We start from the raw sequence: 21,948 nt of genomic DNA, 5'->3' as shown, positions 1-21,948 counted from the left end.
GACGATGACGCGCCACTGCAATTCATCATCGCAGTGACGCGTGCGCCATCTCAGTTCTTCAGCACGATACGCCCAACGACCTTTCCGGCGCGCAGCTCGTCGATCCATTTCTGGACATCGGCCATCGGCTCTTCCTTCATCGGTGTCGGCTTGATCTTGCCGGCGCGGGCGAGCGCCATCAGTTCCTTGGCCTCCGCGAGCGTGCCGACCATGAAGCCCTCGATGGTCATGCGCTTGTAGACCCATTGCACCATCGGCAGGCTGAAATTGCCGCCCATCAGACCGGAGACTACGACCTTGCCGCCGCGCGCCACTGTCGAAACGGCAAACTGCATCGATTTCTCGTTGCCGGCAAAATCGACGACGCCGTCGAAGCCGCCTTCGGTTTCCTTGAGGATGCGCCTGACAATCTCGGGCTCGGCCGGGTCATAGGCGTTGGCTGCGCCGTTCTTCAGCGCGGTCTCGCGCGCGGCCGGCGAGAGATCGGCGACCGTGATATTCTGCTTGAACATCGCCTGCGCGAACGACAGCCCCATCATGCCGACGCCGCCAAGCCCGATCAGCAGCAGGTTGCGCTGACGCGGACGGTCGACCAGCCGCTTCAGCGCGCCATAGGCCGTCACGCCTGAGCACATCAGCGTTGCCGCCTGGTTGACCGGCAGCGGATCGTAATCGAGCAGATACTTTGCGTCGGGCACCAGCACGTGGGTGGCAAAGCCGCCGTCGATGGAGACGCCGAGGAAGCGCTGCTTGACGCAGAGATTTTCATCGCCATTGGCGCAGTCGCGGCACTGGCCGCAGCCGATCCAGGGGAATACCGCCTGCTTCTTGCCGATCAGCTCTTTCGGTGCATCGGGGCCGACCTCATCGACAACGCCGGCGATCTCGTGGCCGAGCGTGAACGGCAGCGTCATGCCGCGCGTGGTGTCGAGCTTCTTGCCGCCGCCGAGATCGGCATAGCCGTCCTGGATGTGCAGGTCGGAATGGCAGAGACCGCAGCGCTCGATGCGCACCAGAACTTCGCGCCCCTGCGGCTTCGGCGTCTCGACGATGGTTTCGCACAATGGCGCATCGAATTTGACGAGGGATTGGCGGATCATTCGCGCCATGGCGTTCACTCCTTATACGGCGTTTGTTCTTGCGTTTCGTATATCGACCAATTCACGGGCCATGGCAACGAAGCCCGAGACGGGAATGGTCTCGGCGCGCCGCGTCGCATCGATCTGTGCAGCCGCGGCGAGGCGTGCCGGGTCGACCGAGAGCGATTTCAGGCTCTGCCGCAGCATCTTGCGGCGCTGGCCGAACGCCGCTGCGGCCACCTGCTCGAGCGCGCGGCGATCGCAGGTTTCAGGGGCCGCGCGCGGCACGAGGCGTACCACCGAGGAGGTCACCTTCGGCTGCGGCACAAAGGCGGCGGGGGAAATATCGAACAGGATTTTGGTCTCGGCACGCCAGTTGGCGAGCACGCCGAGGCGGCCATAGGCCTCTTCATTCTCTTTCGCGACGATCCGCTCGGCGACCTCGCGCTGGAACATCAGGACCATCATGTCGTACCAGGGCGGCCATGGCTCGATCGAGAGCCAGTCGACCAGGAGCGCGGTCGCAATGTTGTAGGGCAGGTTGGCGACGATCCTGGCGCGCTCGCCGCCCAGCATGGGGCGCGGGTCGAAGCGCTGCGCGTCGGCATGCACGATCTCGAGCTGCCCGGGATAGCGCTTTGCAATGTAATCGAGCGGGGCCAGCGCGCGCTCGTCGCGCTCCACCGCGATGACGCGCTTGGCGCCGAGCGCCAGCAGCGCCCGCGTCAGCCCCCCAGGCCCCGGGCCGACCTCGATGATGGTGGCGCCTTCGAGCGGACCCGCGGCGCGCGCGATCCGCGCGGTGAGGTTGAGGTCGAGCAGGAAATTCTGGCCGAGCGATTTGCGTGCCGACAGGGAATGTTCGCGGATGACCTCGCGCAGTGGCGGCAGATCGTCGATCGCGCTCATAAAGGTTTGGTTGCCGCCATGCGCGCGGCGAGCCGCAGCGCCGCGGCAAGGCTCGACGGGTTGGCCTTGCCGGTCCCGGCAATGTCGAAGGCGGTGCCGTGATCGGGCGAGGTGCGGATGAACGGCAATCCGAGCGTGACGTTGACCGCGTCCTCGAACGCGATGGTCTTGATCGGGATCAGCGCCTGGTCGTGATACATGCAGACGGCGCAGTCATAGGTCTTGCGCGCGGCGGCGTGGAACATGGTGTCGGCCGGCAACGGTCCCCTGGCGTCGATACCGGCCTTGCACAGCGCCTCCACGGCTGGCGCGACAATGTCGATGTCTTCGCTGCCGAGCGAGCCGTCCTCGCCGGCATGCGGGTTGAGGCCCGACACGGCGAGCCGCGGCCGCGCCAGACCGAAATGCGCTTTCATGTCCGCAGCCGCAATCTTCGCGGTCGTCACGATCAGATCGCTGGTGAGCTGGGCTACTGCCTCGCGCAGCGACACGTGGATGGTGACGGGAACGACGGCAAGCGCCGGCGACCACAGCATCATCACCGGCTGCGGTGTGCGTCCGCCGTCGGCGGCTAGCTCGGCGAGATATTCGGTGTGGCCGGGATGGCGGAAGCCGGCGCGGTACAGCACGCTCTTGGCGATCGGGTTGGTGACGACGGCGCCGGCGCGTCCGCTCCTGACGTGATCGACCGCGTGACGGATCGAGGCAAGCGCGGCGCTCGCGCTGGTCTCGTCGGGTTGTCCGGGGCGCGCGGTGGCGGTTTCGCCGGTGTCGACCACGGGCAGGGCTGTTGCGAACGCCGCGCAGGCGTCCTCGGGCGTGGCTTCGGTGAACGCGACCGGCAGGTCCAGCAGCTTCGCCCGCTCGGCGAAGAACGCGCGGTCGCCCAATAGATAGAACGGCGGCAGATCCAGCTCGCTGCGGCGCAGCCAAGCGGTGAGCGCGATATCAGGGCCGATGCCCGCGGGCTCGCCGGATGTCAGCGCGAGAGCCCGGATCCTCGAAGACGTGGTCTTCACAGCCTCGGAATGCGGATCCCCGGCCATCAACGGCATTCGATCATTGCGGCCTTGCGAATGTCCGCCAGGTAAGACTTCGACTTTGCCTCGTATTTCTGGGTGTACATCTTTTCCCGGATTTCACGCTTCTTCGGCGTGTCGATCTTGGTCGGCTTGCGCTCGCACAGCGCCACCATCTCCACGCCCTGCTTGGTGATCTCGGGCGGGGTCAGACGGCCGACCGGCGTCTTGTCCAGGAGCTCACGCAGCGGGCCGGGGATGTCGGCCGAAGTCTTGGTCACGGCCGGGCGGATTGCGGCATTCTGCATCGACTTGAAAAAGTCGTTGGCCTGATCGCAGCTCTGCACGCGTTCGCGCAAGGTCTCCGCTTCCTTGCGCCGCTGATCGATCGCGCCCTGGGCCGAGCCGCGCGGCACGATCAGCACGATCGGCTGCAGCCGGTATTCGAACGCGTCGACCTGGGTCGACTCGCCGCCTTGCTGCGCGGCGGTGGCGACGTCCTTTTCGCCGACCTGCAGGCTTTCCTTGAAGCGGCCGCGGACGAGGCTGCCCCAGACCATCTCGGACTTGAGGCGGGCCTTCAGCGTTTCCGGCCGCACGCCCTGGCTCTCCAGCGATTTGGAGAGCTGATCGGGCGTGAGGCGCATGCGCTGCGCCATCCCCGCAAAGGCCTGATCCATGTCGCTGGCGCCGGGATCGACGCCATATCGCTTGGCTTCCTTGATCTTGACCTTGTCGTTGATCAACTCGTCGAGAATTTCCTGCTTCGTCGATTGTTTGCGCGTGGTCAGAAAATTGAGCTTGGTGCGCTGTTCGATGTCGAGGCCGGTGATCGGCTCACCATTGACCATGCAGGCAATCGACTGCGCCGGCAGCGGTGAGATGCCGGCGGCCAGCGTGGCGAGGGCGAGGGCGCAGCCGGCGGTCAGTGAGTGCAGTCGGCGAGGCCGGAGCATAGGGGTCGTCATGTCATGTCTGCCGTATCAACCATTCGTACCGCGTTCTCGCTGGGTACCCTCCGGCACGGTCAGGCCTCACGCTATTGGAAGCCGGCGGGGCTGGCCGACGAGGACGAGTTCGCAATGGTCCGCAGGCCAATCTGCAGCATGAAAGCATGATTGAGCACCGGCGGCGCCGCTCCGGCAGAGTAGTTGTAGGACGTGACGTAGTTGGCGGCCAGCACGAAGCAGTCGTCCACATAGCCAGCGCCGATGATGTACTGGTTCAGCTTGTTGGCTTCAAGGTCCCAACGTGCTGCGCCCGACACTACCCAGTTTGCCGCCAGCTTGATCGACGCGGTGCCGAGCAGGCCTTCGCGCCGGGTCAGATAGCCGAGTTCCGGCTGGGCGGCGTAGTTGCCGTACATCATGCTGACCGACCAGCGGTCGAACGAGGCGCGTCCCTCGGCTTCGAAGCGGTTGACGTTCAAGGTCGCCTCATCGACGCGCGAGCGCACGCTGAACGTATAGGTGCGGTTCGGCGAATAATTGATGCGTCCGACGTAGTCGGAGCGGGTGTTCTGCAGGCCGGAATTCAGCGCGGTATTGGTCGCGTCCGCGACCGCGAACGAGTTCAGGCCGAACAGCTGGTAGGACTGGCCGAACAGCACGTTGATGCTGCCGCCACGATCGAATTGCGTGGTCGCCTGCACGCCGACATTGGCGCGTCCGCCGCCTTCGACGCGGTCGTAGCCGGAGAACTTGTCGACCGCAAACAGGTTAGAGGCGTCGAACACCATGCTCTGTGCGTCTTCGTTCGGCAGACGGCCGGCGAAGGTCTCGTTCGGGCGCAGGATGATCTGCGCGATCGGCTCGATCGTGGTGGTGCCCCACGGCTGAACGTTGATGAAGGGGTAGCGATATTCGAGGCCGACTGTCGGCATCAGGCGGACCGCCTGGGTGTCGCCGACGGGTAAGAAGTTCGAAACGCCGGGCTGGTTCGAGATCGAGGCGTCGATCGCGTCGGCGCGCAGAATCGCAAACGGCGTCCAGATCTGGCCGATCGGATCGGTGTAGGAGCGCCGCCACTGCGCTTCGGCGGTGAGCCGCGTATAGGTGCCGGGCATGCCGCGCAGCAGGCACTGCGAGGGGATGCGAGCGAGCGGATCGGCCGACGCGGTCAGGCACAGGCCGTTGGTATTGGCCAGCGTCGTGATCGGGTCGAAGGCCGCCGTCGTGCGCGACAGGCTGGTGAAGTTCGTCTTGTAGCTGACCTCGCCGCCGAGGATCGGGTGATTGAAGACGTTGTTGTAGTCGATGACAGGGTGGATCACCGGCACCTTGTCCTGGCTGCCGGAGAAGGAGAGGTAATAGATCGTGCGCGCGTCGAAGAAGCTGCGGTTGCCGACGCCGGTCAGGTAGAGCTGCGAGATCGCTTCGGTCGGCAGGCTCAGGAACGAGCCCAGCGGATCGCGATACTGCGCCAGCCGGTAGTCCGAGAAGAAGTAGTAGTCCGACAGCAGGACGCCGTCCCAACCCCAGACCCATTTGTCATTGAGGGCGAACTGGCCCTTGGTGTCGATGCCGCCGCGGAAGTCGCGGTCGCCCGGCTGCCCAGCGAACGCGCCGGGATCGAGCTGGTTAATGCCATAGGCACGGATCTGGTACGAGCCGTTGATCAGCCGCTGCCGGAATTCGCCCTGGAACAGCACGCCCTGGCGGGTGGTGAAGCGCGGATTGAAGGTCGCGTCATAATCCGGCGCGATTGCCCAGTAGAACGGGGTCTCCACCGCATAGCCATAGGTCGAATTGGAGCTGTAGCCCGGCATCAGGAAGCCGGTCTTGCGCTTCACGGTCGGATCGGGCGTCGAGAAGTACGGCAGATACGCCATCGGGACGCCGAAGAATTCGAGCTGCGCGTTCTCGAAATACAGCATCTTGTCGGTCTGGTTGTGGATGATGCGCGCACCCTTGACCTGCCAGAGCGGCGGCTTCTTCGGGTTGTCCTTGCACGGCGCGCAGGCGGTATACACGCCGTTTTCGAACACGGTGTAATTGCCGGCCGAACGGTCGGCGCGCGATGCCGCCATGCGCGTGTCATCGGCGGTGTCGACGCGCAGCGAGTCGACGAAACCGTCACGGTAGTCGTCGCTCAGATCCATGATGTTGGCGTAGGTGACTTTGCCTTCCGCATCGGTGAGGCGGATGTTGCCTTCCGCGTGCAGCCGCTTGGTCTTCTGGTCGTAAACGACCTTGTCGGCCTCCACGCTGGTGCCGTTGTAGAACATCTGCACGTTGCCGACCGCCGACACGCGCTGGTTGTTGTAATCGTAATCCACCTCGACCGCTTGCACGGTCATGCGGCCGTCATTGCTGACCGGCCGCGGCGCCGGCTTGGGCGGGCGCGGGTTGTAGGTGAATCCCTGCGCCGAGGCCGGCGCGGTCAAGGCAAGCTCGATCGTGCCAGCCAGGACCAACCCGGCAAGCAGGGCAAACATCGGTACGCCAACGGCGGCCAAGCGGGCTCGATAGCGGCGCACGGGGGTGCACCGCCTGAACGCAGGCGACCTCAACTGGCGGGCGGCGACAACGGCCACTACCCGTCCTCCTGGTACAACAAGGCCAAAAATCCGGTGAGGCCACCCACACAGACGGGCAACCACGCCGCAGCGATGGGATGCATCAACTCAGCCTTGCTCAAATCCTCAGTAACTTTCGATAGAACGTAGAGCAGAAACCCTGCGCCCACGCCACTCAAAACCATCTTCTGCACGCCGCCCATCCGGAAGAAGCGAAGGCTCACGGAAGCCGCCAACATCACCATTGCAGCCAGCAAAAATGGCTGTGCGATGAGCTTATGGTACTGCAGACGGTAGCCTGCGGTCGCGAAGCCCGAGCTCTCCGAAGAACGGATATAGCCAGGCAGTTGCCAAAAGGACACGGTTTCGGGGGTGGAAAAGCTGTTGCGGACCTGGGCTGGGGTGAGGGTGGTTGAGAGGTAGAAGCTGTCTTGATCAACCGGAGGTTTATCAAGGGAGTATCTACGTACCGATTTGAAGGCCCAGCGGCCTTCCTCGAGGGTGGCCTCACGCGCCTCGATTCGCTCCTTGAACTGGAGCTCGGTATCGAATCGGAACACGGTCAGGCCGGTCAGCCGGACGCCCTGCTGCTCGCTGCGCGCGGCGTTGATGATCGACTGGCCGTCGCTGTTGATCTGGTTGAGCCAGAAGCCGGAGGCGTCCTGGATGCCGCCGCCGGGCGCCGAGCCGAACAGTTCGGCCTCCATCCGCTTGGACAGTTCACGCAGATTGGCCGACATCGGGTTGTAGGCAATAGTGGCCAGCGTACCGACGATGATCGAGCTTGCCAGCGCCGGCGAGATGAACTGCCAGGCGGACACGCCGGCCGCCCGCGCCACCACCAGCTCAAGCCGCCGCGACAGCGCCAGATAGCAGGTCATCGCGCCGATCAGGACGCAGAACGGCATCAGCTTTTCGAGCAGTTGCGGCACCCGGTACAGCGAGGTCTGCGCCACCGTGATGGCGGACGCCGAGGCGAGGCCGGAGGTCTTGCGGACCATTTCGATGTAGTCGACCAGCACCAGCAGCACGAAGATGCTCGCAAACACGCCCACCGCCGAGACCAGGAAGCGGCCGGCGAAGTATCGCCCGAGCGTATTCGTCATCATGCTCATGCTGCGGCCGGCCGTCCAAAGAACCGCGCCAGGCGCGCATTCGAGCGGTTGATGGCCTCCATCAGCGCCGCCGGCGGCTCCACCACGACGCCGCCCACAATCATCCACAGCCCGATGCCGATCGCGGCAAACAGCATCGAATACTGGACGAGCGCCATGGCGGGCGTCTTCACCGTCATCACCGAGCAGGCGAATCCGACCATGCGCAGGCCGAACACCGCCAGGATCGATCCACCGATCGAGAAATTGCGGCTTTGCCGCGTGGTGCGCGGCGTGCCGAGGAAGGCGAAGGTCAGGACCGCGAAGGCGAAGGGATAGACCGGCGCCATGAAGCGGTCATGCAGCTCGGCGTTGAACTGCCCGGAAAGCTGCTTGAAAATCGGATCGTCTTCGGTGGGCGAAACTAGCTCCCAGAGGTAGCGTTCGCGGATGCCGAGCGCGACGTCGCGGCCGCGATTGGAGAACTTCGACATGTCGAAGGCGTAGCGAACGAAGGCGACGAAGGCGGGATCGCGCTTTCCGGTCTCGAAACGTTCAAGATTGCCGTTTTCCAGCACCAGATAGGAACCAGTCTCGTTCTTCAGCACCGTGCCGTGGTCGGCGATGATGGTGACGCGCTCTTTGGGATCGCGGCGGTCGTCGACGAAGATGCCGCCGAGCTCGCCGCCGGGGCGGCGTTCCCGGATGCGAATCGTCAGGTTCTGGTCGAGCTGGGCAAAACGGCCGGGTTGCAGGATGTTGGTCAATACGTCGGCGGTGATCTCGGCGTCCCATTGCTTGATCCGGCGCAGGCCGTCGGGCGCAAGATAGGAGCCGATGAAGGTGACCAGCAGCGCCACTACGCAGGTGGCATAGAAGAACGGGCGGAACAGCCGGTACGGCGAGAAGCCGGCGGCGTTCATTACGATGATTTCGGAATCGGTGGCGAGCTTGTTCAGCGTGTGGGAGATCGCGATCATCAGCGCGATCGGCGCGATGATCAGGACCAGCGCCGGAATCACCAGGCTGGTGATGCCGAGAAAGGTGATGATGGTCTGACCCTGACTGGTCATCAGGTCGATGCCGCGCAGCGCCTGGGTAATCCAGATCACGCCCGTGAGGCTGACCAGGACCAGCGCAAACGACGCGAGCGTCGTGCGGAAGATGTACCTGTCGATCGACCCCATCGTTACCCGTACGATCTCGCCCAGCGCGCCTGACGGGCAGCTTCCGACCAACCCCTTTGGAAGGGTTCCCCTTTGGCCGAGCCGCCTATTGTCAGGCCGTCACATGTCTCACTACCATCCCTTTGATCTGTCAACAAAATGGCCGGGCGATGGCGGCCTCCAGATACCGTTAATAATTCGCTTTATGTGGCCTTCCAGTCACGGCAGCGCTTGGCAGTGGCGCGGCTTGCAGGCCATAGTGCCGGAAACGTCAGGTCCGGAGCGATTTGGGCCGCTAGCGAAGAGAACATTCCATAATCGGGCCGATCCGGACCCGTCACGCACAGCCCCATTCTGGAGGATTACCTATGTCCGACGCCGTCAAGGTCGGCTTTGTCGCTTTTTCCGCAGCTCCCCGCGGCGTTGTCGTGGCATTTTGCGACGACGCCTTGAAGTTCGGCGAGGCGACGCGCAAGGCGCTGGGGAAGGCGGCCGATACCGTGAAGCGGGCGGCGGCGGCCAACCAGTTCAAGGGCAAAAGCGGATCGACGCTGGATATTCCGGCGCCGGAGGGAATCAAGGCGGAGCGACTGATCGTGGTCGGCGTCGGCAAGGCGGCCGACATCAAGGAGAAGGATTTTCTAAAGTTCGGCGGCGTCACCGCCGGCAAGCTCAACGGCGCCAGCGAGACGGTCACTGTGATCGCCGAGCTGCCTGACGGGGCGATGCAAGCCGATGCCGCCGCGGCGATTGCCGCGGGCCTGCGGCTGCGCGCCTACAAGTTCGACCGCTACAAGACCAAGAAGAAGGATAACGACAACGGCGCGCTGCGCGCCGACGTCTCGATCGCGGTCGAGGACGTCGCCGCCGCGCGAAAGGCGTTCGCGCCGGCGGGGCATGTCGTGGACGGTGTGATCATCGCGCGCGAACTCGTCAACGAGCCGCCGAACGTCTTGTATCCGGTCGAATTCGCACGCCGCGCGAGCCAGCTCAAGAAGCTCGGTGTTGACGTGGAGGTGCTCGACGTCAAGGCGATGGAAAAGCTCGGCATGGGCGCGTTGCTCGGCGTCGCCCAGGGCTCGACCCAGCCCGGCCGCACCGTGATCATGCGCTGGAACGGCGGCAAGAAGGGCGATGCGCCGGTCGCCTTCGTCGGCAAGGGCGTCTGCTTCGATACCGGCGGCATCTCGATCAAGGGCGCCGCCAGCATGGAGGACATGAAGGGCGACATGGGCGGCGCGGCCTGCGTGGTCGGGCTGATGCACGCGCTCGCCGCGCGCAAGGCCAAGGTCAACGCGGTCGGCGCCATCGGCCTGGTCGAGAACATGCCCGACGGCAACGCGCAGCGCCCCGGCGATATCGTCACCTCGATGTCGGGACAGACCATCGAGATCATCAACACCGACGCCGAGGGCCGGCTCGTGCTGGCCGACGTGCTCTGGTACGTGGCGAAGAAGCACAAGCCGAAATTCATGATCGATCTGGCGACGCTGACCGGCGCGATCATGGTCGCGCTCGGCACCGAATATTCCGGCATGTTCTCCAATAATGACGAACTGGCCGAGCGCCTGAGCAAGATCGGCAACGAGACCGGTGAGCGCGTCTGGCGCATGCCGCTCGGCGCTGAATACGACAAGCTGATCGACTCGCAGTTCGCCGATATGAAGAACACCGGCGGACGCCACGGCGGCTCCATCACTGCTGCGCAATTCCTGCAGCGCTTTGTCGACGGCACGCCCTGGGCACATCTCGACGTCGCGGGAACCGCGATGGGCGCGCCGAAAACCGACATCAACCATTCCTGGGGATCCGGCTACGGCGTGCGCCTCCTGGACCGGCTGGTCGCGGAATATTACGAAGCCACCAAGTAATCCGGTTTCAGATCGATGACGGAAGTCCTGTTCTATCATTTGCAGGGCATGTCGCTCGAAAGCGTATTGCCGCCGCTTTTGGAAAAATCGCTCGAGCGTGGCTGGCGCGTGGTCGTGCAATCGACCTCGCCGGAGCGTACCGAAGCGCTCGATGCGCATTTGTGGACCTACAGCGACGATTCGTTTCTGCCGCATGCGACGTGGCGCGCCAGCGATGCGCAGGACCAGCCTGTGATTCTCTCGATCGAGGAGGGCAATCCGAACCGGGCCAATGTCAGGTTCCTGATCGACAACGCCGCATTGCCGGCCGATTGCGACAGCTATGAGCGGGTGGTGCTGGTGTTCAACGGCGACGATGACGAGGCGCTGAGCGCGGCGCGCGGCGCCTGGGCCGATTGCAAGGCGCGGGGGTTCGACGTGACCTATTGGCAGGCCGATGAACGGGGCCGCTGGCGGCGGCGGCAATAGCGATCCCTGTTCGAATCCTTTGGAATTAATGATAATCCTTAAGTTTCTGCGCCGGATCTTGAGGGCAGCCATGGTGGTGCCGCAAAGTGATGGTCGGACAAGTGGTTACAACAGAAGGCGGAGCCAGGGTCTTAGCGTGCGACGCGGAACGATCAATCGAAAGCCATTGCTGACGTTGCTCTTGCTCGGACCTGCGCTTGCGGGTTGTGCTGGTGGCGCTGACCTTTTGTCAAAGGACGCGGACTGGTTTTCACGCTCAGGGCGCGTCTTCATTCGCAACGTCTCGATCGAAACGCCGCCGCTGACGCCGACCAAGGCGGTTATGCCGGATGAACTCGTCGCGGCGGATGGCGCCTGTCCCGGCATGGGCGCGCCCGGCGCCACGGCGTTGGCAGACGGTGCTGCCGGCAGCCCGCCGCCCTCGACGACGGGCACGGTCGCGCTCGGCCATACCGAGTGCGACGTGGTGCGCGGCATCGGCGCGCCCGACAATGTCAGCCTTTCCAACAACCCGCGCGGCGATCGCGTGGCGGTCGTCACCTATTCGCGCGGTTCGCGCGCCGGCCTCTACACCTTCACCGGCGGACGCCTGACCTCGATCGAGCGCGGACCGGAGGCTGCGGCGCCGGCCAAGGGCGCCAAGCCAAGGAAGAAGCCGGCGGCGTAATCGTTGACGTCACGCCGGTTCGCGTTATCTCAGCCTCCAGCCAGAATCGAATGGTGACGGACAAATCGTCTTTTTGAGCGGCTATGCAGCCGATCGTCGTCCGCGTATTGGCTGCGGTGCGATAAGTGCTTCTGCCGGGATGCCCCATTCGCGGTGCAGCTTCCACGCCATTCCCATGGTCAAGCGACGTTTTCTGGCGAGAATGTCTGATGCACGCTGGCGCGAGCCGAGCAGGCGACCAAGATCGGCTTGGGTGTAGCCGCCCATTTCCATGCTGTAACGGATCGCATCTATCGTACTCGGCGGCTCGATCGGCCAGCGCTTACGCTCATAGTCCTCAATGATCAATGCGAGAAGATCGAAGCGATCGGCCTCCGGCGTCCCTGGCTTCGGCTCCATTTCGAAGTATCGCTCGATCTCAGCGAGTGCCTCGTCGTAGTCGGCCTCGGAGCGAAGCGGGCGGTTTATTTTTTTCGCCATGAAACAGTCTCCGGATCGATGCGGTCATATTCTGGATGGGTACCGATAAACTTCACAAGCACGCGACCAAATGCAAAGGACACGTGAACTACCAATCGATATTTGTTGCCGCCGAGATCAAATATGACCCGGTTGTCGCCTACGAAATCGACCGTGCTCCCGAATTGGCGCTTTATCTCCGCCGGGTTTGCCCAATGCGCGGCGGATACAACCGTAAGCCACGCGCGAATCGGACCCTCGGATCGTGGGTGACGCACCCAAAAATCCTTCAGCGTCCGCCGGGCGATCACCTGCATATGGCAATAAGTATCACGTCACCAATCTGGTGACAACTGCGTGCCATCGATTAGGTGGCTTCGTCGAATTCCGCGCTGGCCTCGAGCCAGTCTTCCTCCGCGCGCCGCAGCGCGCTTTCCGCGCCGGCGCGGGCCTTGCTGAGCTGCGCGGCCTGCTTGGGATCGCGGGTGAACAGGTCGGGCAGCGCGAGCGCGGTGTCGATTTTCGCAATGATGCCGGTGATGCGCTCGATCTCGGCTTCGGCCTCGGCGATCCGCTGCTTCAGCGGCGTTCGCTTTTCGCCCTTCGGCCGCTCCGGCTTTGCGGTCTCCCTCAGTTTTTCCTTGGAAGCGCTGCGCGTATCGATCGACAGCACCATGCGCCGGTAATCGTTGAGGTCGCCGTCATAGGTCGTCACCGTCTTGTTGGCGACGACCCACAATTGATCGGCGCAGGCCTCGATCAGGTAACGGTCGTGCGAGACCATGATGACGGCGCCGGGGAAGTCGTTGATTGCCTCCGCCAGCGCGGCACGGCTGTCGATGTCGAGGTGGTTGGTCGGCTCGTCCAGGATGATCATGTTCGGGCCGAAGAAGGTGGCGAGCCCGAGCAATAGCCGCGCCTTCTCGCCGCCTGACAGGCTCCTGACCAGGGTGTCGCCGGCCTTGCCGGAAAAGCCGATCGCGCCGACGCGCGCACGCACCCTGGATTCCGGCGTCTCGGGCATCAGGCGGCGGACGTGATCATAGGGCGAGGCGTCGAGATTGAGCTCGTCGACCTGATGCTGCGCGAAATAGCCAACCGACAGCTTTTCCGCCCGCGTGATCCTGCCCGAGAACGGCTGCAGCTTGCCGGCGAGCAGCTTGACCAGCGTCGACTTGCCGTTGCCGTTGGAGCCGAGCAGGGCGATGCGGTCGTCGGTATCGACGCGCAGCGTGACACGGTTCAGCACCGGCGTTTTCGGATCATAGCCGACCGAGACGTCGTCGACCGCGATGATCGGCGGCGACAGCAATTTTTCCGGCTCCGGGAAGGTGATTTCACGGACGTCCTGCGTCACCAGCGCGGTGACCGGCTTCATCCGCTCCAGCATCTTGACGCGCGACTGGGCTTGGCGCGCCTTCGAGGCCTTGGCCTTGAAGCGGTCGACGAAGGCCTGCAGGCGCTTGCGCTCGTCGGCCTGCCGCTTGGCGTGCTTGGCGTCGAGCATTTCGCGCATCGCGCGCTGTTCCTCGAACGAGGAATAGGTTCCCTTGTAAAGCGTCAGCCTGCCGCGATCGAGGTGCAGGATCTGGTCGACCGAGGTGTCGAGCAGGTCGCGGTCATGGCTGATGACGATGACGGTCCGCGGATAGTTGGCGAGGTGGTCTTCGAGCCACAGCGTGCCTTCGAGGTCGAGATAGTTGGTCGGCTCGTCCAGCAGCAAGAGATCAGGCGCCGCGAACAGCGTCGCCGCCAACGCCACCCGCATGCGCCAGCCGCCGGAGAATTCCGCGCACGGCCGCGCCTGGTCCGCAGTGGAAAACCCGAGGCCTGACAGGATCGCCGCGGCCCGGGCCGGCGCGGAATGCGCATCGATATCGACCAACCGGGTCTGGATCTCGGCGATCCGGTGCGGATCGTCGGCGGTTTCAGCCTCGCGAAGCAGCGCGTCGCGCTCCGAATCGGCCTTGAGCACGACATTGATCAGGCTCTCCGGGCCATCGGGCGCCTCCTGCGCCAGGCTGCCGATGCGCCAGCGCGGCGGTAGGGTGATGCTACCGGATTCGATCGGCAGATCGCCGCGGATCGCGTGAAACAGCGTCGATTTGCCGACGCCGTTGCGGCCGACGAAGCCGACGCGCGCCCCTGGCACGATCTGCACGCTGCTGTCGTCGATCAGAAGCCGCCCGGCAATCCGGATCGAGATATCGGTGATGGAAAGCATGCGGCGTTGTCACCGGAGCCGGCGTCAAACGCAACCTCTATATCGGTAAAATCAGCGCCCCCCGCAGGAGCTAGTGCAGCTCGTTGTCCCGGCGGCGAAATTCTTCCACGAGTTCGCGCAGACGCGGCGATAACTCGGTTTCAGGACGCATGCGTTGCTGAAGCCGTTCGCCGATCGCGTCGCAGATCGACACACACGTCCTGTGGTCGATTTGTTGGCGATCATCGTTGATTCGGGTATTCATCGGCATGCCTCGTGGCGAGTTCCACCTCGCAGTGCTCGCAAGGCTTTGAATGACAATTTGATGAATCAAGTCACAGCGGCGAAATTTGTTTCGCGGGCAATACTGCATGCCTTCTATCTGCGGGCGCGCCGAAATCAGGTCTTTGCTAAATGGTTCCCGAAAAAAAAGCCCCGGCGCGGCGGCCGGGGCGTCAGTCAGGGGGAAGGTCCAGTCAGGTCAGTAGCAGCGGTTCACCAGCCGCCAGCGCGGGCCCCAGGGGGTCGGAACCAGGCGCCGTACGTAGCAGCCGCCGTAATAGGCCGGGCCGCCGACGAGGACGCGCGGGCCCCAGCCCCAGCCGTGATGGTGATGCCAGCCGCCATGCCAGCCGCCATGGTGCCAGCCGTGGAAGGCCGAGGCCGATGTCGGCGCCAGCGCTGCCGCGCCAAGCGCAACGGCGGCCGCTGCAACAAGCGAGAATTTGCGAAACATGATCGTCTCCTCAAGGTTTCGGCGCGGCTGTCCGTGCCGTCGGTGAGATCGCCCCGTAAACGCCCCGGGACGCGGATGCAGGCCCGGTGTTCGATCGCCGGAAAGTCTAGGACGGCCAAGCTGAATGGAGACGTGACAGAGGTTACAGAATGGGTTCACCTCCGTGAAATTGCGGTAATCTTTGCCCCACGAGGGCGTGTACCTTCGCTCAACCACGCCAAAAAAGGGTGGGGAGGGCGCGTCACCGGGTCGCTTGCCGTCCCGGGATCGCGCCGATATAAGCCCCGCAACTCTCCAATCAGCTTTGCAAGGGACGTAAACAATGGCGATTGAACGCACTTTCTCGATCATCAAACCGGACGCGACCGAGCGCAATCTGACCGGCGCGGTCAATGCCCTGATCGAGAAGGCGGGCCTGCGGATCGTGGCCCAGAAGCGCATTCGCATGACCCGCGGCCAGGCGGAAACCTTCTATGCCGTCCACAAGGCGCGGCCGTTCTTCGGCGAGCTGGTCGAGTTCATGACCTCAGGCCCGGTGGTGGTGCAGGTGCTGGAAGGCGAAGGCGCGATCGCGAAATATCGCGACGTGATGGGCGCGACCGATCCGTCGAAGGCGGCGGAAGGCACGATCCGCAAGCTGCATGCGAAGTCGATCGGTGAGAATTCGGTGCACGGTTCGGATGCGCCGGAAACCGCCGCGATCGAGATCGCGCAATTCTTCTCGGGTAACGAGATCGTCGGCTGATCGATTGGGAGCGCGGCAGGCAAAATAGCCGCGCGCAACGGCCGCAGGGCCGTGGGGGAGGAACGCTGTGAACTGGCTGCTGCAAATTCTTGATCCGGCGACGATCACGGGGTTCTTCACCCAATTTCAGACCGAGGTGCAGCAACCTGCGTTCTGGGTTGCGCTCGGCAAGATCATGTGGATCAACATCCTCCTGTCGGGCGATAACGCGCTCGTCATCGCGATGGCGTGCCGCGGCTTGCCGCCGCGCCAGCGCTTCTGGGGCATGGTCCTCGGCGCCGGCGTCGCCGTTTTCCTGCGCATCATCTTCACCGGCATCGTCGTGACGTTGATGGCGCTGCCCTACCTCAAGCTGGTCGGCGGCCTCGCGCTGCTGGTAATCGCGGCAAAGCTGCTGGTTCCAGAACATGAGGACGAAAGCGACACGGAAGCGGCTGCGCATCTGTGGGCCGCCGTGCAGATCGTCGCGATCGCCGACATCGTGATGAGCCTCGACAACGTCATCGCGGTTGCCGCCGCCGCCAACGGCAGCATCCCGCTGCTCGTCATCGGCCTCGCCATCAGCGTTCCCCTGATCGTCGCGGGAGCCGCGTTGATCATGGCGCTGTTGACGCGAATTCCGGCGCTGGTGTGGGCCGGCGCCGGCCTGCTCGGCTGGATCGCCGGCGAGGTGATGGCGACCGATCCGGCGCTGCAGCCTCACCTGCATGCGTTCTTCAACGGTCCGGTCGGTGCGGGCCTCGATGGGGTCCTCAAGTCGCTCGGCATGGCGCCGCAATTCGCTAATAATGGCCACGGCGGCGAGGTGGTCCTCGGCATCATCGGCATCGTCGTGGTGCTGATCGCAGGATCGGTCTGGCGCAAGCGCAAGCTGCAGGGCGCCGAGCACTCCGCGACCGCCTAGGGCGCCGGTTCGTCCAACCGACCTCAAGCAGCGTATTCGCGCCCTCGCGGGCGCGTTTCGCATTTTCGTTGTCAGCTTGTCGTTATCAGCTCGGCGGCGCAGCTCGCCGAAACGCAAGCTGCTGCAGATTGCGGCTCAGAACGCCCGGCGCCGCGGCGGCGGACCGACTTGTGGGTGGCGTACACGGGCGAGGCGTTCGAAAATCACGATCCCGGCGGCACAAGCAACGAGACCTAGGATAGCCATCGCAAGAACAGTTTTGAGCATGGTTCGCTCCCGAAAATGCCGCACTCAAGACGTCAGACGAATCATGTTCCCGCAAGACGGGTGAACTACGGGACGGAGTATTTCGGGGAAAAAATTCGGACTGCGGCGGCAGAGAGGGAAACGGCGGATGCTCGCGCCGGGAGCCGCGTCGTGGCGGCCTATTGCCTTTGCGGCGACCCGGTTCCATACAACGCGACATGACCGAGCCGTTGCTGGGGCGCAGCATCAATCGCCTTGAAGACGAGCGCTTTGTGCGGGGGCGCGGGCGCTATGTTGCCGATCTTGCGGCGCCGAAAGCGCTTCATGGTGTCGTGATCCGCTCGCCGCATGCGCATGCGCGCATCCGTGCGATCAACGCCGATGCGGCGCGCCGAATGCCAGATGTCGCTGCCGTGCTGACGGGAGAGGATCTGGCTGCCGACTCTATCGGCCCGCTGCCCTGCGCGGTGACGCAGATCCCGATGACCACGCCCTTGGTGGTGCCGCCGTATCATGCGCTGGCGCGCGGCGCCGTTCGTTATGTCGGCGAGCCCGTCGGGTTCGTGGTCGCGGCCAACGCGGAGGCCGCGCGCGATGCCGCTGAGGCCGTGACTGTGGATTATGAGCCGTTGCCGCCGGTCGTCGCGATCGCGGAAGCAATCGACCCGAACGCGCCATCGGTCTGGCCGCAGGCCAGTGGCAACATCGCATTCCAGTTCAACCGCGGCGAGATCGGCCCGGTGGAGGCGGCCATCCGCGATGCCGCCCATGTCGTGCAATGCGAATTGGTCAACAATCGCGTCGTCGCGGCGCCGCTGGAGACGCGCGGCGCGCTCGGCGAGTTCGATGCCGCAACCGGCCGCCTGCATTTGACCGCCTCGGCCGCCGGCGCGCACGGCATTCGCAACCCGCTTGCCGACGATGTCTTCCACGTCAGTAGGGACAAGCTTCGCGTCAGCATTCCCGACGTCGGCGGCGGCTTCGGGATGAAGAACGTCGTCTATCCGGAATGGGTGCTGGTGCTGTGGGCGGCGCGCCGCCTCGGGCGTTCGGTAAAATGGATCGGGGATCGCAACGAGGATTTTGTCGGCTCCGCGCACGGTCGCGACAGCCTTGTGCGCGCCCGCCTTGCGCTCGACCGCGACGGCCGCTTCCTGGCGCTCGACACCAAAGTGTTCGCCAATCTCGGCGCCTACGTCTCGACGGTGGCGCCGGCCGTCCCGACCATGGCGATGGCAAGCGCGATGGGCGGCGTCTACGACATTCCGCTGATCGCATTCGAGAGCAGGGGCGTGTTCACCAACACGACGCCGGTCGACGCCTATCGCGGCGCCGGCAAGCCCGAGGCGAATTACCTGATCGAGCGCTGCATCGACATCGCGGCGGACCAGCTCGGCATCGATGCGCTAAAACTGCGCCGCAAGAACATCTTTCGCCGCTTTCCGCACGCCAGCGCGATGGGGCTTTCCGTGGAGCAGGGCAGCTTCAAACATGCGATCGACTCCGCGGTCGCGGCGGCGGACGGGTTCAAGGCGCGCCAGAAAAGCTCGCGTGCGCGGGGCGGGCTGCGCGGGCTCGGCTATGCCTGTTTTCTGGAGACGGCGCGCGGCATACCAAATGAGGTCGCGGAGGCGCGCATCCGCGAGGACGGCCTGATCGAGCTGAAGGTCGGCACGCATTCGAGCGGCCAGGGCCACGAGACCACCTACGCCCAGATCGCCGCCGACGCGCTTGGCTTGCCGTTACAGCGGTTCCGCTTCCACCAGGGCGACACCGACGAGCTCGATTCAGGCGGCGGCCATGGCGGCGCGCGCTCGATGCATCAGGGCGGCACGGCGCTGTTGATGGCGGCTGAAGGCGTGATCGAAAATGCGCGGCGGCTTGCCGCACGCCTTTTGCAGGCCGGCATGGATGCAGTTCAGTACGAGGCCGGCATGCTGCGCGTGGCCGCGACCGGACAGGAGATCAGCCTCGATGAGGTGGCCCGCGCCTCCTACCAGACGCCGGGCGACGACGTCGCGCCCGGCCTGACGCATCAGGCGACCCATCTGTGCGACCGCTATACTTTCCCGAATGGCTGCCACCTCGCAGAAGTCGAGATCGATCCTGAAACGGGCGCGGTGAAGCTCGATCGCTACGTCATCTTCGACGATTACGGCCGCTTGCTCGATCCGCGCCTGACGCTGGGGCAGGTCCATGGCGGCGTCGTGCAAGGCATCGGCCAGGCGCTGTTCGAGCAGGCGCTGTTCGATGAACAGACGGGCCAGATCCTGTCGGGCTCGCTGATGGACTACGCGCTGCCGCGCGCGGACGATCTGCCCGCGTTCGAGGGCGATCTGGCCCAGGATTTTCCCAGTAAGGCCAATCGCCTCGGCGTTAAGGGGAGCGGCCAGGCCGGCGCCATCGCCGCTCCCGCCACCATCATGAACGCAGTGATGAACGCGCTGGCGCCGCTCGGCGTGCGGCATCTCGACATGCCGGCAACGCCCGAGCGCATCTGGCAGGCGATCAGGACGGCACGGCGCGACGCGACGCATAGACGGCTGGCGTCAGCATTCCACTAGCTGATCGGCGGCTTGCCAGTGTTGACAGCCAATTGAGCATCGAACGCCCGCATGTAGGCGGGCCGCGCTTCACCGCGGGCGACATAGGCGGCGAGGTTTGGAAATTCGTCCAGGATGCCCGACGATCTCAGCCTGAGCAGCACCGACACCATCATCAGGTCGCCCGCAGTGAACGCGCCATCGAGCCAATCGGCCTCTCCGAGCCGAGCGGAAAGTTGCTTCAACCGGTCGCGGACGCGATCCGCGACCAGCGGCATACGCTCCTTTGCCCAGGGCTTGTCGCCCTCCAGCAGCTTCGCGTTGGCAAATTCGAGGATCGGCGGTTCCACCGTGTTGACCGCGGCGAACATCCATGTGATCGCGCGCGCCCGGGCATTGGCATCTTGCGGCAGCAGGCCGGGATAGCGTTCGGCGATATGGAATACGATCGCTCCCGTCTCGAACAGCGCGAGATCGCCTTCCTCATAGGTTGGAATCTGGCCGAAGGGATGAAGCGCCAGATGCGCCGGCGCCTTCATCGCATCGAACGAAACGAGACGAACCTCGTAAGCCTGCCCGACCTCTTCTAGCGCCCAGCGAACGCGCGTGTCGCGCGCCAGCCCCTTGCCTCCATCGGGTGAGCGTTCGAACGCGGTAATGGTGATGGTCATCGTGCGGCCTCCTGTTTCGCCGTCCCTGTGATTTTGCGGCCATCGTCCCTCGCTGAGGGCGGCGCGGACGACCTCTGGAATCGACTTCCAGCGTCGCGCTCGGAACGGATATGGTTGTGCAAGACTTGCGTCTGAAGCAAGGCATGGTCGTGCAACGGAACAACATGTCGTTGAGGACCAAGAGCGGCTATCATCTGCTCAGCAGATCGAGCGCGTGGGCAACGCACTCGTCCAAGCTGCGATGCGCTGTATCGATCATGAAGTGATCTCGATTCCATTCGTCGAAGGCACGAGCTGCAACTGCATCCCAACCGGGTAGGGCTAGTCCCACGACTTCGCTTGATCTTGTCTCAATTCTGCGACGGTGTTCGACAACATCGCTACACACGATTTCGAGCCAAACAATTTCGGCTCCAGCGCGTCGCGCCGCCGCTTCCCACCCGTCCCGTGCATCCTGACAATCGTTTACACAGTCCGCGACGATGCCTAGGCCGAGAGATAAGTTGTCGGCAGCGATTGCCTGGGCAGCTCGATAGCTCCAATCAAAGAGGTCGCTCGGTGCGGTACCCGATGCCCAGATGGCCTGATCCATCGAGTCGATGCGTAGCCAGATGGTACCTGAACGCTGCGCCAGATTCCGCGCTATGCTTGACTTGCCGACTCCCGGCAAGCCGGCCAGTGCGATGAGTCTTGCCATTGCAACCCCGATTTCTTGTCCCGTCGGAGTCCACGTTAGCTCAGCCTCAGCGCCATCTCCATGTCGACTATCATGCCTGCCAATGGACGAGCCCGCACCTAGTACAGCCGCATCGGCAGCGGCAACTGGACGTCGTGGTAGCGGCCCTCGTAGCGGTCGACGAAGTCCTGCAGGAAAAACGGGATATCGCGGAGCTGGAGATCGCAGCGTTGCCGCAGTTCGCGGGCGACGTCGGCAGAGACATCGCGACACCATCCTTCGGCGACATTGAAGGCAACGACTCGGATCGGGTCGGTGTACTGACCGGTGAGCAGATCGGTGACGACCGGCTCCAGCCCGGGTGTCTCCGAATTCACTTCTCCCCAGATCCGTCCGGATTCAAAAGAGTGGTGTTCGACGACATAGACATCGTGCTCGCCATCGTGAGGCACGATCGACGGAACCGAGCCAGCCATACGCATTACCAACTCCCGACTCCAGAACGGCGGATCAAGCTGGCTGCTTTCGATTTGTTCCTACCGGCGCGTTGCGCACGGTGAGCCGCATTGCGCGCAGGAACATTCGGGTGTGTTGAAGACTTCCTACAATGTCCTGTATCCGACACAGGAGGAATGCGCATGGCCGCGAACAGGCCCCGGCGAACGAAGACCGGCGCGAAGGAAGTCCAGGGAAACCCGGGCCGGGAAGAAGGCTGCGCGACGTTAAGGAATGCCTCCATGCCACGCTACTTTTTCAACGTGTATCACGAGAGGGCCGAGCTAGATGAGGAAGGGGAGGAGTTGCCCGACGTACAGGCGGCTTGGCGCGAGGCCACCGTGACGGCGGGGCAGATCATCCAGGATCTCGACGGAAGATTGCGGCCGGGCAGGGACTGGCGGATGGAAGTCACGGATGAATTCGCCAATCCGCTCTACGTCATCCACGTCCACGCCGATAGACGCATGTGAGAAGACA

Annotated in this window: 22 protein-coding genes; 7 read left to right on the top strand and 15 right to left on the bottom strand. The window is 64.1% G+C overall.

Annotation, left to right across the window (positions count from 1 at the left end):
* Nucleotides 1-50: 50 nt before the first annotated feature.
* From QA643_RS22670 to lptF, 7 genes are all read right to left on the bottom strand, one after another.
* Nucleotides 51-1,109 carry an alcohol dehydrogenase gene (locus tag QA643_RS22670; protein WP_283028114.1) on the bottom strand — a complete coding sequence of 353 codons (1,059 nt, stop codon included), beginning with the start codon at nt 1,107-1,109 and terminating at the stop codon, nt 51-53.
* Nucleotides 1,110-1,121: 12 nt separating this feature from the next.
* Nucleotides 1,122-1,988: a 16S rRNA (adenine(1518)-N(6)/adenine(1519)-N(6))-dimethyltransferase RsmA gene (gene rsmA / locus QA643_RS22665; RefSeq protein ID WP_283028113.1), complete on the bottom strand. Its 867-nt coding sequence runs from the start codon at nt 1,986-1,988 to the stop codon at nt 1,122-1,124.
* Nucleotides 1,985-3,034: a 4-hydroxythreonine-4-phosphate dehydrogenase PdxA gene (gene pdxA, locus QA643_RS22660; protein ID WP_283028112.1), complete on the bottom strand. Its 1,050-nt coding sequence runs from the start codon at nt 3,032-3,034 to the stop codon at nt 1,985-1,987. Before pdxA ends, rsmA begins: the two co-directional genes overlap by 4 nt.
* The gene (locus QA643_RS22655) at nt 3,034-3,975 is read right to left on the bottom strand and encodes a SurA N-terminal domain-containing protein (protein ID WP_283028111.1); all 942 of its coding nucleotides are present in this window, start codon (nt 3,973-3,975) and stop codon (nt 3,034-3,036) included. Before QA643_RS22655 ends, pdxA begins: the two co-directional genes overlap by 1 nt.
* Before the next feature lie 71 nt (nt 3,976-4,046).
* Nucleotides 4,047-6,443: an LPS-assembly protein LptD gene (locus QA643_RS22650; protein ID WP_283028110.1), complete on the bottom strand. Its 2,397-nt coding sequence runs from the start codon at nt 6,441-6,443 to the stop codon at nt 4,047-4,049.
* 98 nt (nt 6,444-6,541) lie between these two features.
* The gene (gene lptG, locus QA643_RS22645; protein ID WP_283028109.1) at nt 6,542-7,639 is read right to left on the bottom strand and encodes an LPS export ABC transporter permease LptG; all 1,098 of its coding nucleotides are present in this window, start codon (nt 7,637-7,639) and stop codon (nt 6,542-6,544) included.
* The gene (gene lptF, locus QA643_RS22640) at nt 7,636-8,805 is read right to left on the bottom strand and encodes an LPS export ABC transporter permease LptF (protein ID WP_283028108.1); all 1,170 of its coding nucleotides are present in this window, start codon (nt 8,803-8,805) and stop codon (nt 7,636-7,638) included. The genes lptG and lptF overlap by 4 nt, the downstream gene beginning before the upstream one ends.
* A 347-nt stretch (nt 8,806-9,152) precedes the next feature.
* On the opposite strand from lptF, the gene QA643_RS22635 reads away from it, so the two are divergent.
* From QA643_RS22635 to QA643_RS22625, 3 genes are all read left to right on the top strand, one after another.
* Nucleotides 9,153-10,655, top strand: a complete 1,503-nt coding sequence (locus QA643_RS22635; protein ID WP_283028107.1) for a leucyl aminopeptidase — start codon at nt 9,153-9,155, stop codon at nt 10,653-10,655.
* A 15-nt stretch (nt 10,656-10,670) separates the two neighbouring features.
* Complete coding sequence (locus QA643_RS22630; RefSeq protein WP_283028106.1) at nt 10,671-11,123, top strand: DNA polymerase III subunit chi; 453 nt, start codon at nt 10,671-10,673, stop codon at nt 11,121-11,123.
* Between the two features lie 181 nt (nt 11,124-11,304).
* Nucleotides 11,305-11,790 carry a hypothetical protein gene (locus QA643_RS22625; RefSeq protein WP_283034892.1) on the top strand — a complete coding sequence of 162 codons (486 nt, stop codon included), beginning with the start codon at nt 11,305-11,307 and terminating at the stop codon, nt 11,788-11,790.
* An 81-nt stretch (nt 11,791-11,871) separates the two neighbouring features.
* Here the strand turns inward: QA643_RS22625 and QA643_RS22620 are convergent, their stop codons facing one another.
* The 5 genes from QA643_RS22620 to QA643_RS22600 all read right to left on the bottom strand — a co-directional run bounded on the left by QA643_RS22620 (nt 11,872) and on the right by QA643_RS22600 (nt 15,188).
* Entirely contained in the window at nt 11,872-12,270 is a 399-nt protein-coding gene (locus tag QA643_RS22620; protein ID WP_283028105.1) for an XRE family transcriptional regulator, read from the bottom strand.
* On the bottom strand, nt 12,255-12,566 hold the full coding sequence (locus QA643_RS22615) for a type II toxin-antitoxin system HigB family toxin (RefSeq protein WP_283028104.1): 312 nt from the start codon (nt 12,564-12,566) through the stop codon (nt 12,255-12,257). The genes QA643_RS22620 and QA643_RS22615 overlap by 16 nt, the downstream gene beginning before the upstream one ends.
* A 50-nt stretch (nt 12,567-12,616) precedes the next feature.
* Nucleotides 12,617-14,473, bottom strand: coding sequence for an ABC-F family ATP-binding cassette domain-containing protein (locus tag QA643_RS22610; RefSeq protein WP_283028103.1), 1,857 nt, complete (start codon nt 14,471-14,473; stop codon nt 12,617-12,619).
* Between the two features lie 70 nt (nt 14,474-14,543).
* Complete coding sequence (locus QA643_RS22605; protein WP_283028102.1) at nt 14,544-14,717, bottom strand: hypothetical protein; 174 nt, start codon at nt 14,715-14,717, stop codon at nt 14,544-14,546.
* A gap of 216 nt (nt 14,718-14,933) precedes the next feature.
* Nucleotides 14,934-15,188 (bottom strand): sulfur globule protein precursor, encoded by a 255-nt coding sequence (locus tag QA643_RS22600; protein ID WP_283028101.1) that lies wholly within the window; start codon nt 15,186-15,188, stop codon nt 14,934-14,936.
* Between the two features lie 322 nt (nt 15,189-15,510).
* On the opposite strand from QA643_RS22600, the gene ndk reads away from it, so the two are divergent.
* The 3 genes from ndk to QA643_RS22585 all read left to right on the top strand — a co-directional run bounded on the left by ndk (nt 15,511) and on the right by QA643_RS22585 (nt 19,647).
* A complete protein-coding gene (gene ndk, locus QA643_RS22595; RefSeq protein ID WP_283028100.1) occupies nt 15,511-15,933 on the top strand; it encodes a nucleoside-diphosphate kinase in 423 nt (140 codons plus the stop codon).
* A 67-nt stretch (nt 15,934-16,000) separates the two neighbouring features.
* Nucleotides 16,001-16,837, top strand: a complete 837-nt coding sequence (locus QA643_RS22590; RefSeq protein WP_283028099.1) for a TerC family protein — start codon at nt 16,001-16,003, stop codon at nt 16,835-16,837.
* Nucleotides 16,838-17,301: 464 nt separating this feature from the next.
* Nucleotides 17,302-19,647, top strand: coding sequence for a xanthine dehydrogenase family protein molybdopterin-binding subunit (locus tag QA643_RS22585; protein WP_283028098.1), 2,346 nt, complete (start codon nt 17,302-17,304; stop codon nt 19,645-19,647).
* Here the strand turns inward: QA643_RS22585 and QA643_RS22580 are convergent.
* The 3 genes from QA643_RS22580 to QA643_RS22570 form a co-directional block, all read right to left on the bottom strand.
* The gene (locus QA643_RS22580; protein WP_283028097.1) at nt 19,644-20,297 is read right to left on the bottom strand and encodes a glutathione S-transferase family protein; all 654 of its coding nucleotides are present in this window, start codon (nt 20,295-20,297) and stop codon (nt 19,644-19,646) included. The genes QA643_RS22585 and QA643_RS22580 overlap by 4 nt on opposite strands.
* A 190-nt stretch (nt 20,298-20,487) precedes the next feature.
* Nucleotides 20,488-20,994 carry an AAA family ATPase gene (locus QA643_RS22575; RefSeq protein WP_283028096.1) on the bottom strand — a complete coding sequence of 169 codons (507 nt, stop codon included), beginning with the start codon at nt 20,992-20,994 and terminating at the stop codon, nt 20,488-20,490.
* A 98-nt stretch (nt 20,995-21,092) separates the two neighbouring features.
* Nucleotides 21,093-21,455, bottom strand: a complete 363-nt coding sequence (locus QA643_RS22570) for a hypothetical protein (RefSeq protein ID WP_283028095.1) — start codon at nt 21,453-21,455, stop codon at nt 21,093-21,095.
* A gap of 255 nt (nt 21,456-21,710) precedes the next feature.
* Here QA643_RS22570 and QA643_RS22565 point away from each other — a divergent pair, with 255 nt between their 5' ends.
* On the top strand, nt 21,711-21,941 hold the full coding sequence (locus tag QA643_RS22565; protein ID WP_283028094.1) for a hypothetical protein: 231 nt from the start codon (nt 21,711-21,713) through the stop codon (nt 21,939-21,941).
* Nucleotides 21,942-21,948: the final 7 nt, after the last annotated feature.

It is taken from the genome of Bradyrhizobium sp. CB3481 (assembly GCF_029714305.1).
In the GTDB taxonomy this organism is placed as follows: Bacteria; Pseudomonadota; Alphaproteobacteria; order Rhizobiales; family Xanthobacteraceae; genus Bradyrhizobium.
The sequence above is the reverse complement of the archived record's forward strand: the minus strand, read 5'-3'. Positions and strand labels throughout refer to the sequence as shown.

Bases quoted from the DNA above. Each gene is read 5' to 3' on its own strand.
- QA643_RS22650 (WP_283028110.1), bottom strand. From the start codon at position 6,443: ATGTTTGCCCTGCTTGCCGGGTTGGTCCTGGCTGGCACGATCGAGCTT.
- lptF (WP_283028108.1), bottom strand. From the start codon at position 8,805: ATGGGGTCGATCGACAGGTACATCTTCCGCACGACGCTCGCGTCGTTT.
- QA643_RS22670 (WP_283028114.1), bottom strand. From the start codon at position 1,109: ATGGCGCGAATGATCCGCCAATCCCTCGTCAAATTCGATGCGCCATTG.
- QA643_RS22565 (WP_283028094.1), top strand. From the start codon at position 21,711: ATGCCACGCTACTTTTTCAACGTGTATCACGAGAGGGCCGAGCTAGAT.
- lptG (WP_283028109.1), bottom strand. From the start codon at position 7,639: ATGAGCATGATGACGAATACGCTCGGGCGATACTTCGCCGGCCGCTTC.
- QA643_RS22605 (WP_283028102.1), bottom strand. From the start codon at position 14,717: ATGAATACCCGAATCAACGATGATCGCCAACAAATCGACCACAGGACG.
- QA643_RS22655 (WP_283028111.1), bottom strand. From the start codon at position 3,975: ATGACGACCCCTATGCTCCGGCCTCGCCGACTGCACTCACTGACCGCC.
- rsmA (WP_283028113.1), bottom strand. From the start codon at position 1,988: ATGAGCGCGATCGACGATCTGCCGCCACTGCGCGAGGTCATCCGCGAA.
- pdxA (WP_283028112.1), bottom strand. From the start codon at position 3,034: ATGGCCGGGGATCCGCATTCCGAGGCTGTGAAGACCACGTCTTCGAGG.
- QA643_RS22600 (WP_283028101.1), bottom strand. From the start codon at position 15,188: ATGTTTCGCAAATTCTCGCTTGTTGCAGCGGCCGCCGTTGCGCTTGGC.
- ndk (WP_283028100.1), top strand. From the start codon at position 15,511: ATGGCGATTGAACGCACTTTCTCGATCATCAAACCGGACGCGACCGAG.
- QA643_RS22575 (WP_283028096.1), bottom strand. From the start codon at position 20,994: ATGGCAAGACTCATCGCACTGGCCGGCTTGCCGGGAGTCGGCAAGTCA.
- QA643_RS22570 (WP_283028095.1), bottom strand. From the start codon at position 21,455: ATGCGTATGGCTGGCTCGGTTCCGTCGATCGTGCCTCACGATGGCGAG.
- QA643_RS22620 (WP_283028105.1), bottom strand. From the start codon at position 12,270: ATGGCGAAAAAAATAAACCGCCCGCTTCGCTCCGAGGCCGACTACGAC.
- QA643_RS22630 (WP_283028106.1), top strand. From the start codon at position 10,671: ATGACGGAAGTCCTGTTCTATCATTTGCAGGGCATGTCGCTCGAAAGC.
- QA643_RS22585 (WP_283028098.1), top strand. From the start codon at position 17,302: ATGACCGAGCCGTTGCTGGGGCGCAGCATCAATCGCCTTGAAGACGAG.
- QA643_RS22635 (WP_283028107.1), top strand. From the start codon at position 9,153: ATGTCCGACGCCGTCAAGGTCGGCTTTGTCGCTTTTTCCGCAGCTCCC.
- QA643_RS22610 (WP_283028103.1), bottom strand. From the start codon at position 14,473: ATGCTTTCCATCACCGATATCTCGATCCGGATTGCCGGGCGGCTTCTG.
- QA643_RS22615 (WP_283028104.1), bottom strand. From the start codon at position 12,566: ATGCAGGTGATCGCCCGGCGGACGCTGAAGGATTTTTGGGTGCGTCAC.
- QA643_RS22580 (WP_283028097.1), bottom strand. From the start codon at position 20,297: ATGACCATCACCATTACCGCGTTCGAACGCTCACCCGATGGAGGCAAG.